Annotated in this window: 8 protein-coding genes; 1 reads left to right on the plus strand and 7 read right to left on the minus strand. The window is 64.3% G+C overall.

The features are described 5' to 3' along the window. Positions 1-122: 122 nt before the first annotated feature. Positions 123-1,637: an L-piperidine-6-carboxylate dehydrogenase gene (amaB, locus tag AC0ZT5_RS21700; protein ID WP_488498096.1), complete on the plus strand. Its 1,515-nt coding sequence runs from the start codon at positions 123-125 to the stop codon at positions 1,635-1,637. Positions 1,638-1,684: 47 nt separating this feature from the next. On the opposite strand, the gene AC0ZT5_RS21705 is transcribed toward amaB, so the two are convergent. The 7 genes from AC0ZT5_RS21705 to AC0ZT5_RS21735 form a co-directional block, all read right to left on the minus strand. After that, the gene (locus AC0ZT5_RS21705) at positions 1,685-2,551 is read right to left on the minus strand and encodes a hypothetical protein (RefSeq protein WP_488498097.1); all 867 of its coding nucleotides are present in this window, start codon (positions 2,549-2,551) and stop codon (positions 1,685-1,687) included. A 265-nt stretch (positions 2,552-2,816) separates the two neighbouring features. Next, positions 2,817-3,692 carry a hypothetical protein gene (locus AC0ZT5_RS21710; protein ID WP_488498127.1) on the minus strand — a complete coding sequence of 292 codons (876 nt, stop codon included), beginning with the start codon at positions 3,690-3,692 and terminating at the stop codon, positions 2,817-2,819. Between the two features lie 180 nt (positions 3,693-3,872). Then, positions 3,873-7,157, minus strand: a complete 3,285-nt coding sequence (locus AC0ZT5_RS21715; RefSeq protein ID WP_488498098.1) for an efflux RND transporter permease subunit — start codon at positions 7,155-7,157, stop codon at positions 3,873-3,875. After that, the gene (locus AC0ZT5_RS21720; RefSeq protein WP_488498099.1) at positions 7,154-10,270 is read right to left on the minus strand and encodes an MdtB/MuxB family multidrug efflux RND transporter permease subunit; all 3,117 of its coding nucleotides are present in this window, start codon (positions 10,268-10,270) and stop codon (positions 7,154-7,156) included. The genes AC0ZT5_RS21715 and AC0ZT5_RS21720 overlap by 4 nt, the downstream gene beginning before the upstream one ends. Continuing rightward, the gene (locus AC0ZT5_RS21725; protein WP_488498100.1) at positions 10,267-11,640 is read right to left on the minus strand and encodes an efflux RND transporter periplasmic adaptor subunit; all 1,374 of its coding nucleotides are present in this window, start codon (positions 11,638-11,640) and stop codon (positions 10,267-10,269) included. Before AC0ZT5_RS21725 ends, AC0ZT5_RS21720 begins: the two co-directional genes overlap by 4 nt. A 303-nt stretch (positions 11,641-11,943) precedes the next feature. Then, on the minus strand, positions 11,944-12,363 hold the full coding sequence (locus AC0ZT5_RS21730; protein ID WP_488498101.1) for a hypothetical protein: 420 nt from the start codon (positions 12,361-12,363) through the stop codon (positions 11,944-11,946). A gap of 113 nt (positions 12,364-12,476) precedes the next feature. Next, on the minus strand, positions 12,477-13,277 hold the full coding sequence (locus tag AC0ZT5_RS21735) for an endonuclease/exonuclease/phosphatase family protein (RefSeq protein WP_095084468.1): 801 nt from the start codon (positions 13,275-13,277) through the stop codon (positions 12,477-12,479). Between the last annotated feature and the right edge of the window lie 103 nt (positions 13,278-13,380).

The following is a 13,380-nucleotide window of genomic DNA, read 5'->3' on the forward strand; positions in this document are numbered from 1 at the left end:
CCCCTGAAACGAGTAATGCCACGCCATGACAGTGCCTGAGGTGCCTTTCGGCACGCGGGCGACATGGCGCAAGGCTTGACCCGGCGCCATATGATGGCGACGGGATCTGAAAGGGACAAAAAATGACCATTGCGAAGGAAACGGCTGAGCTTTTGGCGAAACTGGGTGTGGCCAAGGACGCGCTTGTCGGCGGCGACCTGATCGTGCGCAGCCCGGTGACGGGTGAGCAGATCGCGGCGCTGAAGACGATCTCGCCGGCCGACGCGGCCAAGACCATCGATGCGGCGCACAAGGCGTTCCAGTCCTGGCGCATGGTGCCAGGCCCGAAGCGCGGCGAACTGGTGCGGCTGCTCGGCGAGGAATTGCGTGCGCACAAGGCCGAGCTTGGCCGGCTGGTGTCGATCGAGGTCGGCAAGATCCCGTCCGAGGGCCTCGGCGAAGTGCAGGAGATGATCGACATCTGCGATTTCGCCGTCGGTCTGTCCCGGCAATTGTACGGCCTGACCATCGCCACCGAGCGCCCGGGCCATCGCATGATGGAAACCTGGCATCCGCTCGGCGTCGTCGGCGTCATTTCCGCCTTCAACTTCCCGGTCGCGGTGTGGTCGTGGAACGCAGCCTTGGCACTGGTTTGCGGTGACGCGGTGGTGTGGAAGCCGTCGGAGAAGACACCGCTGACGGCGCTCGCCTGCGAAGCGATTTTTGCACGCGCGGTAAAGCGTTTCGGCACCGACGCGCCGCAGGGCCTGGCGCCGGTGCTGATCGGTGACCGCGCCGTCGGCGAGATACTGGTCGATCATCCCAAGGTGCCGCTGGTATCGGCCACCGGCTCGACGCGCATGGGCCGCGACGTTGGCCCGCGGCTGGCCAAGCGCTTTGCCCGCGCGGTGCTCGAACTCGGCGGCAACAATGCCGGCATCGTTTGCCCGACCGCCGATCTCGACATGGCGCTGCGCGCGATTGCCTTTGGAGCGATGGGCACGGCGGGACAGCGCTGCACGACGCTGCGGCGCCTGTTCGTGCATGACAGCGTCTATGACGCCCTGGTTCCACGTCTCAAGAAGGCCTACGAAAGCGTGACGGTCGGCAATCCGCTGGAGACCTCTTCACTGGTCGGGCCGCTGATCGACAAGGCTGCTTTCGACGCCATGCAGAAGGCGCTGAAGGAGGCGGGTTCGCATGGCGGCAAGGTGACCGGCGGCACGCGGGTCGAGAACGGCCATCCGGATGCCTATTATGTGCATCCGGCGCTGGTCGAAATGCCGAAACAGGTTTCGCCGGTGACGGAAGAAACCTTCGCGCCGATCCTCTATGTGATGAAATATTCGGATTTCGACGCCGTGCTCGATGAGCACAACGCGGTCGGCGCCGGCCTGTCGTCGTCGATCTTCACCCGCGACCTGCAGGAGTCCGAGCGCTTCCTCGGTGTCGACGGTTCGGACTGCGGCATCGCCAATGTCAACATCGGCACGTCGGGCGCCGAGATCGGCGGCGCCTTCGGTGGCGAGAAGGAAACCGGCGGCGGCCGTGAGAGCGGCTCCGATGCCTGGAAGGCCTATATGCGGCGCGCCACCAACACGGTGAACTATTCAAAGGCACTGCCGCTGGCGCAGGGCGTGTCCTTCGACATCGACTGAGGATTCCGGGGCTCCATGCATCCCCCGCACGGGGGATGCCGCACCGATCATCTCCCTGCCGGCCAGCCGAAGGCCTCGACGAAGGCGGCATCGATGATGGCCAGCTTCACGGCCTGGGCGGTCATGTATTCGCGGTAGAAATCGGCCGACACCCACATCACCGAATTGCCGCGTTGGCCGAGCCACCCGACGCTGCCGAGGTCCTCGGCATCACGCAGCTTGCGCCCCAAATGGGTTCGCGACAGTTTGAGCCATTTGGCGAAATCGCCGATCGAGACGATGCCGGTCGGGATTTGATCAAGGCCGGCATGATCGGGATCGACGCTCGATATCAGCCAGTCCATGACGACGCCGCCATTGTTGAGCCAGGTGAACAGGGAGAAGGTCTGCCTGGGCTCGCGGACGGGGCTGGAGGAGACCAGGCCGTCGGCCACCAGCGGCTGCACCCTGGCGAGCGCGTCGGGCCGTTCGAGGAACGTCGCCAGACGGTTCGCGCCGTCGAGGCTGTCCAGCGTGTGCAGATGCGCTATCATCCAGCCGGCAACCGTCTCCAGCGTGTTTACTGTGGGTTGTATCGGGCGGATGCGCCCGTCCTGCGTCGTCGGCAGAAGCTCGACGAAATTGTAATGCAGCATCTCCTTGATGAAGGCGTCAGCGGTGTTGCGGCTGGCGACGGCGTTCTGGCGGATCACGTCGATGAAACGTGCCGCCGTCAGTTGCTTGCGGTAGTCATCGGGCTTCCGCCTGAAATGCAGGGCGAGGCCGATATGCGCCATCAGCCAACGCTGCTGGGTGGCGAACACCGACGCCAGCCGAGGGCTCATTCCGTAGGCCTGGATCAGCACCTGCGCCTGGGCACGGACACAGCGATACAATGCCGGGTGGCCGGCAATAAGCTCCGAGGTCAGCGCCATTCTCCCCCTGCTCCGATTCGGCCTGACGGCTGCGAAGACCCAAACCACATTTTCAGCCTTCCGCTTCTGTGTCCAGAAGCAGTCCGCCGATGCCGGTTCACAGCATCGTGGGTTTGGTGCTTGACCCGCGCCATGTCGATGATTTCCGGAGGCAGTCCTAAAGCGCGTCGCGTTTGAACGGATTCAAGCGAGGCGCTTTAGGTCCTTGATTTTATGCATGTCGTTGTCCCAAAACCGGGGCCACTTTTGGGCAACATGCATGGGGTCACGGCGATTGTCGGCGGGCCTCGCTTGGCGGAAAACAGGCGTTGAAAGCGGCATCCACAATGGCCAGCTTGGCGGCCTGGACGGTCATGTACTCCAGGAAGAACGTCTTCGACACCCACATCACCGAATGGCCGCGCGGGCCGAGCCAGCCGATGCTGCCGAGATTCTCGGCCGCGCGCAGCTTGCGCGCAAGATGGGTCCGCGAGAGCTTGAGCCATCTGGCGAACTCGCCGATCGAAACCACGCTGGTTGGAATCCGATCCAGGCCGGCATGATCGGGATCGATGCCGGACATCAGCCAGTCCATGACGATGCCGCCATTGTTGAGCCAGATGAACAGGGAAAAGGTCTGGTTGGGTTCGCGCACCGGCTTGGAGGAAAGCAGGCCGTCCGCCACAAGAGGCTGCAGCCTGGCAACCATCTCGGGCCGCTCCAGGAACCTCGTCAGACGATCGCCGCCGTCGAGCTGATCCAGCGTCTGCAGATGGGCGAGGACCCAGCCGGTAAACGTCTGCACGGTGGCCGCCGTCGGCTGCAGGGGGTGCGTGCGCCCGTCGCCGCCCGACACATATTCGGCGATGTGGTAGTGCAGCATCTCCTTGATGAAAGCGTCCGCGGTGTTGCGGCTGGCCACCGCGTGCTGGTGCACGACCTCGATGAAACGCGATACCGTCAGTTCCTTGCTGCGGTCGTGCGGGTCACGCCTGAAATGCATGGCAAGGCCGACATGGCCCATCAGCCAACGCTGCTGCGTGGCGAAAATGGAAGCCAGCCGCGGGCTCTCTTCATAGATGTGGATCAGCGCCAGCGACTGTGCCTGAACATAGCGATGCAGGGCTGGATGGCCGGCAATGTCTTCCAGATTCAGCGAAATCCTCCTTGTGTTCCGAGCGAGCCGCTGCAACCCAGACGACGTAACCACTTTTTCAGCGTTCGCCGCTTGTGTCCAGACGTTCCATCCCGGTCCACAGCCATGGAGAGCAGGCCGAGGCGGGCCAGGTTACCGGCCGTTGATCGCAGAGAGGAGTTTGGGACTATCTGCATCGACCGGTTCTCATTCTCCCGGCTGTGCACCGGGCTGCCAGGGGCGCCACTTTGGCGACCGAAGCCTCTGGCACCAGCGGCCGAAGCGGTCGACATAGATGTAGATGACCGGCGTCGTGTAGAGGGTCAGGATCTGGCTCAGCACCAGGCCGCCGACGATGGCGATGCCGAGTGGCTGGCGCAGTTCGCTGCCTTCGCCAAGGCCGATGGCCAGCGGCACGGCGCCGAACAGTGCCGCCATGGTCGTCATCATGATCGGGCGAAAGCGCAGCAGGCACGCCTGGTAGATGGCATCATGCGCCGACTTGTTCTCGTTGCGCTCGGCGGCCAGCGCGAAGTCGATCATCATGATCGCATTCTTCTTGACGATGCCGATCAGGAGGATGATGCCGATCAGCGCCATGATGCTGAATTCGATGTCGAAGGCCGACAGGGCCAGCAGCGCGCCGACGCCGGCCGAAGGCAGCGTGGAGAGAATGGTCAGCGGGTGGACGTAGCTCTCGTAGAGGATGCCGAGCACGACATAGACGGCGATGAGCGCAGCAAGGATGAGCAGCGGCTGGTCGGAGAGCGAATCCTGGAACACCCGGGCCGTGCCCTGGAAACTGCCATGGATGGTGGCCGGCATGCCGATGCGGTCCGCCGCCGCGTTGATGGCCGCGACCCCGTCGCTGAGCGCGACGCCCGGCGCGAGATTGAACGACAGCGTGGTGGCGACGAACAGGCCCTGGTGGTTGACCGAAAGCGGCGTGCTGCCGGGGCCATAGCTCGCGACCGACGACAACGGCACCATCGTCTCGGCACCGGTGCTGACGGCCGATCCGGTCGATGCGGCAGTCTTGCCGGTGCTGGTGATGGAATTGGTCGCCTGGTTGCGCGCGGCATCCGTCGCTGCGGCCGCGGCGCTGCCGGACTGCCCCGGCGCGACGAATGTGCCGGCAACGGCATTGCTCGCCTGCGAACCGTGCACCGATCCGCCCGACGTGCTGACATAGACCTGTTTCAGCGCTTCGGGGTTCTGCCAGTATTGCGGCGCCACTTCCATGATGACGTGGTACTGGTTGCGCGCCACATAGATGGTGGAAACCTGGCGCTGGCCGAAGGCATCGTAGAGCGTGTTGTCGATCTGGCCGACGGTGATGCCGAGGCGCGTCGCGGTGTCGCGATCGATGACGATATCCGCCTCCAGGCCCTTGTTCTGCTGGTCGCTGTTGACGTCGGTCAGCTTCGGCTCGGTCTGCAGTGCCGCCGCGAGTTTCGGCGCCCATTGCGCGAGGTCGTCGAAACTGTCGCCTTGCAGCGTGTACTGGTACTGCGCGTTCGACTGACGCCCGCCGACGCGGATATCCTGCACCGCCTGCAGGAAGAGGGTGGCTCCCGGCACCACCGCGAGTTCGCGCCGCAGCCGGGCGATCACCTGGTCGGCGGAAACCTTGCGTTCGGCCAGCGGCTTCAGCGACACGAACATCGAGCCGGAATTGGTCTGGCCGCCGCCGGTGAAGCCGACAGCGGCATCGACGGCAGGGTCCTTGCTGACGATGCCGGCGAACTGGCTGAGTTTTTGCGACATCAGCTGGAAGGAGGTCGCCTGGTCAGCCTGGATCGAGCCCACGAGCCGGCCGGTATCCTGCTGCGGAAAGAACCCTTTGGGGATGGTGACGTAGAGATAGCCATTGAGGCAGAGCGTTGCCGCAAGTACCGCCATGATCAGCAGCGGATGGTCCAGCGCCCAGGAGAGCGAGCGGCGGTAGCCGCTCAGCATGGCGTCGAAGACACGCTCGCTGAAGCGGTAGAGCCGGCCATGGCTGCGATCCCGTTCGCCGCGCAGCAGGATCGAGCACATCATCGGGGTGGTGGTCAGCGAAATCGCGAGCGAAACCAGGATTGCGGCCGACAGCGTGATGGCGAACTCGCGGAAGAGCCGGCCGATGATGCCGCCCATCAGCAGGATGGGTATGAAGACGGCAATCAGCGAAAGGCTCATCGACAGCACGGTGAAGCCAACTTCCTGCGCTCCCTTGATCGCCGCCTCTATGCGGCCCATGCCGGAAGCGGCATGGCGGGAGATGTTCTCGAGCACGACGATGGCGTCGTCGACGACGAAGCCGGTGGCCACCGTCAGCGCCATCAGCGACAGATTGTCGATGCTGAAGCCGAGCAGGTACATGGCGCCCAGCGTGCCGACCAGCGACACCGGTACCGCCACGATCGGCACCAGTGCCGAGCGCACGTCGCGCAGGAAGGCGAAGACGACCAGGATCACCAGGCCGATGGCGATCATCAGCGTCTGCGCGACTTCCCGCAGCGAGGCGCGGATGGTGGTCGAGCGGTCGACCGCCAGCGACAGATCGATGGCCGGCGAGATCGAGGCGCGCAGCGACGGCATAAGCGCCTTTACGCGGTCGACCGTGGCGATGATGTTGGCATTGGGCGATCGATTGAGGATGATCAGCACCCCCGGCTTGCCGTTGGCTAGACCGGCATTGCGGATGTTCTCGACGGAATCGTTGACCTGGCCGACGTCGGAAAGCCGCACCGGGGCGCCGTTGCGGTAGGCCACCACCAGCGAGCGATAGGCGTCCGCATGGTTGGCCTGGTCGTTGGCGTAGATCTGGTAGCGCTGCGGGCCGACGTCGATGGCGCCCTTGGGGCTGTGGGCGTTGGCCGAGGCGAGGGCCGCGCGCACATCCTCCAGCCCGATGCCGTAATTGTAGAGCGCCTGCGGATTGAGCTCGACGCGCACCGCGGGCAGCGAACTGCCGCCCACCGACACCTCGCCAACACCATCGACCTGCGAGAGTTTCTGCGCCAGCACGGTGCTGGCGGCATCGTAGAGCTGCCCCTTGGACAGAGTGTCGGAGGTGAGCGTGAGAATGAGGATCGGTGCGTCGGCCGGATTGACCTTGCGATAGGTGGGGTTGGAATGCAGGCTGGACGGCAGGTCGGCGCGCGCCGCGTTGATCGCCGCCTGGACGTCGCGCGCGGCGCCGTCGATGTCGCGGTCGAGGCCGAACTGCAAAGTCACGCGCGCGCTGCCGACGCTGCTCGACGACGTCATTTCGTTGACATCGGCGATCTCGCCGAGGTGCCGTTCGAGCGGGCTGGCGACCGTGTTTGCCACGACCTGCGGACTGGCGCCCGGCAGCGATGCCCGCACCGAGATCACGGGGTAGTCGACCTCGGGCAGTGGCGCCACCGGCAATTGCGGAAACGCCACCAGTCCTGCCGCCAGCAGGCCGAAGGTCAGCAAGGTCGTTGCGACCGGGCGCCGGATGAAGGGAACCGACAGGTTCATGGCGCGGCGTCCGCACCATACGCACGCGGAAGGTCGGGCTGGACGCCTTGCAGCCGGGCGGCAAGGCGATCGAACCAGAGATAGATAACCGGCGTCGTGAACAGCGTCAGCAACTGGCTGACGAGCAGGCCGCCGACGATGGTGACGCCCAGCGGATGACGCAGTTCCGAGCCGACGCCGGTGCCGAGCATCAGCGGCAGTGCGCCAAGCATCGCCGCCAGCGTCGTCATCAGGATCGGGCGGAAACGCAGCAGGCAGGCCTGGTAGATGGCTTCGCGCGGCGCCTTGCCTTCGTTGCGCTGTGCGTCGAGCGCGAAGTCGATCATCATGATGGCGTTCTTCTTGACGACGCCGATCAAGAGGATGATGCCGATGATCGAGATGATGGTCAGGTCCTCGCCGGCAATCATCAGTGCCAGTAGCGCGCCGATGCCGGCCGAAGGCAGTGTCGACAAGATGGTGATCGGGTGGATGAAGCTCTCATAGAGCACGCCGAGCACGATGTAGACGGTGATCACCGCCGCCAGGATCAGGAACAACGTGTTGTCGAGCGAAGCTTGGAAGGCGCGCGCCGCACCTTGAAAATTGGTGATGACGCTGAGCGGCATGCCGATCTCGCTTTGCGCCTGCTGAATCGCGGTGACCGCTTCGCCAAGCGACACGCCGGGTGCCAGGTTGAACGACACTGTGGTGGCGGGGAATTGCCCCATATGGGAGATCTGCAGCGGTGCGGTGGCGACGTGGGTGCTGGCGACCACGGCCAGCGGCACCGGACTGCCGCCGCTCGATGACGGCAGGTAGACGGAGGACAACGCGTTGAGCGAATCCTGCAAGGAGGGATCTGCTTCGAGAATGACCCGGTACTGGCTGGAGGTGGTGAAGATGGTCGAGACGATGCGCTGGCCGAAGGCGTCGTAGAGCGCGTTGTCGATCGTCGCCGGCGTGATGCCGAAGCGCGCCGCCTGGTCGCGGTCGATGTCGACGAAGACGGCGAGCCCGGCATCCGACAGGTCGCTGGCGACGTCTGCGATCTCAGGCAGCGTGTTCAACCTGGCCAGCAGCTTCGGCGTCCACAGCGTCAGCTCGTCCGGATTGGCGTCCTGCAGCACGAATTGATACTGCGTACGGCTGACCGTGCCGTCGATGGTCAGGTCCTGCACCGGCTGCATGTAGAGGGTGACGCCGGCGGTGGCGGCGGTCGCCTGCCTCAGCCTTGCTATGACTTGCGTGATGTCGGCGGTGCGCTTTTCATGAGGCTTGAGGTTGATCAGGATGCGGCCGACATTGAGCGTGGTGTTGGTGCCGTCGACGCCGATGAAGGACGACAGGCTGTCGACATCGGGGTCTTTCAGGATGATCGCCGCCAGCTCTTGCTGCCGCTCGGCCATCGAGGCGTAGGACACCGATTGCGGCGCCTCGGTGATGGCCTGGATGACGCCGGTATCCTGCACCGGGAAGAAACCCTTTGGGATGACCGCGTAGAGTGCAGCCGTCAGCACCAGCGTGGCCGCCGCCACCAGAAGCATCAGCGTTTGCCGGTCGAGCACCCAGGTCAGCGCGCGGCCGTAACCCCTGATCACCCAGTCGAAGAAGTCGCGGCTGGCGCGCTGCAGGGCGTTCTCGCGCACCGCCGACAATGGCTTGAGCAGCTTGGCGCAGGCCATCGGCACCAGCGTCAGCGACACCACGGCGGAAATCAGGATCGTGGTGGCGAGCGTGATGGAAAATTCGCGGAACAGCCTGCCGACGACATCGCCCATGAACAGCAGCGGGATCAGCACGGCGATCAGCGAGACGGTCAGCGATATGATGGTGAAGCCGATCTGCTGCGACCCCTTCAGCGCCGCCTGCAGCGGCGTCGCACCCTCCTCGACATAGCGCGCGATGTTCTCGATGACGACGATGGCGTCGTCGACGACGAAGCCGGTGGCGATGGTCAGCGCCATCAGTGAGAGATTGTCGAGGCTGAAGCCGAACAGGTACATGACCCCCAGCGTGCCGACCAGCGACAAGGGGACCGAGAGGCTCGGGATAAGCGTCGCACGGGCGCTGCGTAGGAAGACGAAAATGACCAGCACGACAAGAATGATCGCGAGCGTCAGTTCGTATTCGACGTCGCGCACGGACGCACGGATGGTGGTGGTGCGGTCAGTCAGCACCTTGACGTCGACAGTGCTTGGGAGCGAGGCCTGCAATTGCGGCAGCAGTGCCTTGATGCGGTCGACCACCTCGATGACGTTGGCGCCGGGCTGGCGCTGGATGTTGACGATGATGGCCGGCGTGCTGTTCATCCAGGCCGCCAGCCTGTTGTTCTCGGTGGCGTCGACCACCGTTGCCACATCGCTCAGCCGCACCGGGGCGCCGTCCTTGTAGGCGACGATCAGCGAGCGGTATTCCTCGGCGCTTTTCAGCTGGTCATTGGCGTTGATTGTGTAGGCCCGCGAAGGCCCGTCGAAATTGCCTTTCGGCGTGTTGACGTTGCCGCTGCCCAGCGTGGTGCGCAGATCGTCGAGATTGAGACCATAGGCGGCGAGCTTGCGCGGATCGGCCTGGACGCGCACGGCCGGGCGCTGGCCGCCGCTGAGGCTGACCAGACCGACGCCGGCCAGTTGCGAGATCTTCTGTGCCAGCCTTGTGTCGGCAAGCTGCTGCACATCGCGCAGCGGCATCGTGTCCGATGTCAGGCCGAGCGTCAGCACCGGCGCATCGGCCGGATTGACCTTGGCGTAGATCGGCGGCGCCGGCAGATCGGCCGGCAGCAGATTGCCGGCGGCGTTGATGGCCGCCTGCACCTCCTGCTCGGCGACATCGAGCGAGATCGCCAGGCTGAACTGCAGCGTGATGACCGAGGAGCCGGCCGAACTGACCGAATTCATCTGGTTCAGGTTGGCGATCTGCCCAAGCTGGACTTCCAGCGGCGCGGTGACCGAGGACGTCATGACGTCCGGGCTTGCTCCCGGATAGAAGGTCTGCACCTGGATGGTCGGATAGTCGACCTCGGGCAGCGCCGAGACCGGCAGATAGCGGTAAGCCAGCAGGCCGGACAGCATGATGGCGACCATGAACAGCGATGTCGCCACCGGCCGCAGAATGAAGGCTCGCGATGGGCTCATTGCTGCTGCCCGGGCTCCGCGTGACGATGCTTCCGGCCCTGGCCCTTGTGCCTCCCGGTGTCGTCCGGCTTCGGCGTCTCGGATACCGGCTGATCGGGTGGCTGTGCCTGTGGTTGAGGCGCTGTCCCTGTCGGTGCAGGCGCCGAGATCTGCGGGGGTGTCTGTGCCGGAGCCTGTGTCTGGCCGTCCTGTTGCAGGTTGATATGGGCTCCGTCGCGAAGCTTGTCGGCGCCGTCGACGACGATGCGGTCGCCGGGGTTCAGGCCCGACAGGATCTCGACGTGCTCGCCATTGGTGACGCCAAGCGTGACCTTGCGCACGGAGACGGTGCTGTCGGGATTGACCAGATAGACGAAGGTGCCGGGCTGGCCGCGCTGTATCGAGGCGATCGGGGCGATCGCCACGTCCTTGTGCTCGTCCACCAGCAGCTCGATGTTGACGAACTGGTTCGGATAGAGAGTGCGCGTTTCGTTGGCAAAACCGGCCCTCAGCTTGATGGTGCCGGTGCTCGGATCGATCTGGCTGTCGAAGGTTTCAAGCTGGCCGTCGGCGAGCTTCTTGTTGCCGGCGCGGTCGAAGGCGGTGGTGGGCAGCGTGGCGCCCTGCTGCACGCGCTGCGCGATCTCCGGCAAGTCGTCCTCGGGCACGGTGAAGAGGACACTGATAGGCTGCAGCCTTGTGATGACGACAATGCCGTTGGCATCGCCCGGCGTCACGTAGTTGCCCTCATCCACCTGGCGCAGGCCGGCGCGGCCGTCGACCGGCGCCAGGATGCGGCAATTGTCGAGATTGAGGGTCGCGGTCTGAACCAAGGCCTGGTCGACCTGGATGGAGCCGGCGTCCTGCGCAACCAGGGCGACCTGCGCGTCGAGCGTTTGATGCGTCGCCGCGCCCTGGGTCACCAGTGTCTTGTCTCGTGCAAGGTCGAGCTGGGCGTCCTTCAGCATCGCCTGGTCACGCGTCAGCTGGCCCTGGGCCTGGGCGAGTGCTGCCTGGTAGGGGCGGGGATCGACCTCAGCCAACAGATCGCCCTTGGCGACGTCCTGACCCTCCTTGAAGTTCACCTGGACAAGCGGGCCGGTGACCTGCGGCTTGACCGTGACGGTGGAGAGCGAGGTCACCGTGCCAAGCGCGTTGAGGGTGACGTCTATCGTGCCCTTCTCGATGGTGGCGGCGCCGATCGACATCGGTTGCGCGTTTCTTCTACCACCGGGCTGTCTGGCCTCGACATGCGGGCGTTGGTAGAGATAGGTGCCGGTGGCGGCGACAATTGCAATAAAGATCAGCCACGGGATCCAGCCACGCGAACGGCGTTGCGCGACATTCGTTTGCAGGGGCGTCTGCTGGGGTATTTCCAACTGCTGGTCCATGGCGGCATCTCTCACCCCCCATCAACCAATATGGCTGAAACCGACCCAAGTCGAATTAACAGTTGGACAGGTTGACCGGCCATGCCGGCCGGTCATTCTCCTCGGTTTCTGCTGTTTCTGCTGTCGCGTCCTGACGGCCGGCGCGCCTGTTACATGCGCATCAGCAGGCCGCCGTCGACGGCGAGTTCGATGCCGTCGCACATCACCGACTTCGAATGGCAGCCTTATTTCGTCAGCTGATCATCGGTTGACGAGGCAGAACGAAACCGGCCCGCTTGTGCCGACCGGTTGTTCCGAGCGAGATCAGCTGCAGACGCGGACTTCCTCGATCACCCTGTGGTGGTGACGCCAGGTCCTGACCAGTTCGATATGGCAGCGGTGATGCCGGTGGTAGCGGCGATATTCGCCACCCTGGTAATCACCGAACTGTACGCTGTCGTCACCATACTGGTTGTCGTAGTCGCGCCGGTGGTGGCGGCGATACTCACCACCTTGATAATCGCCAAACTGCACGCCGTCGTTCTGATCGTCGCCATATTGGTTGTCATCGTAATGACGGTCATGATGGCGGCGGATGATGATCTGGCCCCCGTTGTCGGGCTGGTCGTCCGATGAGTACTGGTTGTCGTCGGACTGGATAATCAAGCTTGCGGCTTGCGTTGGCGCAATGACGGCGGCCGTTGCGGCCAATGCCATCACCGAAGCCAGGAATAGGCTTTTCATGTCTCGTCCTCCTAGGGTTCAATCATATGAACTCGCGGGAAGGCTTAGCGTTCCAATATCGCTTTTCATAGCCGTGGACGCCAAGTTGGCCGTCATCGGCGGGACAATTTGCCTTACAGGCGCACAAATGCCGTCAACGGCAGGTGGTCGGACGCCACCCGCGAAAGCGGCGTGTCATGCGCCTCCACGGCCGAGATCATGCCGTGCCGGTTGGCCATGATGCGGTCGAGCGCCAGCAGCGGCAGGTTCGACGGGAAGGTCGGCACTGCCGGCGGCAGCGGGCCAAAGGTGACATGCAGCGTATTCAGCGCGGAGCGGTTGCCGAGCCGCCATTCGTTGAGATCACCGAGCAGGAGCGTCGGCGTGGCATCGGGGCTGTTCATGATATCCAGCACGACGCGGGCCTGCTGCGAGCGGGACCGACGCAGCAAACCGAGATGGGCGGCGATGACGCGCAGGGTCCGGTTTCCGTCAAGATCGATCTCCGCGACCACGGCGCCGCGTGGCTCCAGCCCCGGCAGCCTGATCTGATGCACGTCGCGGACGACGCCCTTCTTGAACAGCAGGACATTGCCATGCCAGCCATGCCCCTTGCCATTGGCTGCAATCGGCACCGGTACCAGGCCGGTTTCATGTTCCAGGCGAGACAGGTCGAGAAGCCCGTCACGGTCGCCGAAACGGTTGTCGGCTTCCTGCAGCGCAATCACGTCAGGATCGATTTCGCGGATGACGCGGCTGGTCCGCTCGGGATCGAACTTCCTGTCGAGGCCGATGCATTTGTGGACGTTGTAGGAGGCAACCAGCGTTCCGGTGGTGCCTGTCCGCTTGGGCGCACCGGCGTTTGCCTTCCGCATCCTGCGGTCGCGAATGGATAGAAGCATGCTTGCCGGAAGGCTGCGTCCAGTTCTGTGCATATCTGTGCTGCTCGTCCTCGCTGGCTTCAATTCGGAACCGGGCTACAGTCAAAATAGGCGCCGTCGGCATATATTCCATGACAGGCAGGCTTCACACGCGCCA

Source organism: Mesorhizobium sp. CNPSo 4670, assembly GCF_057784235.1.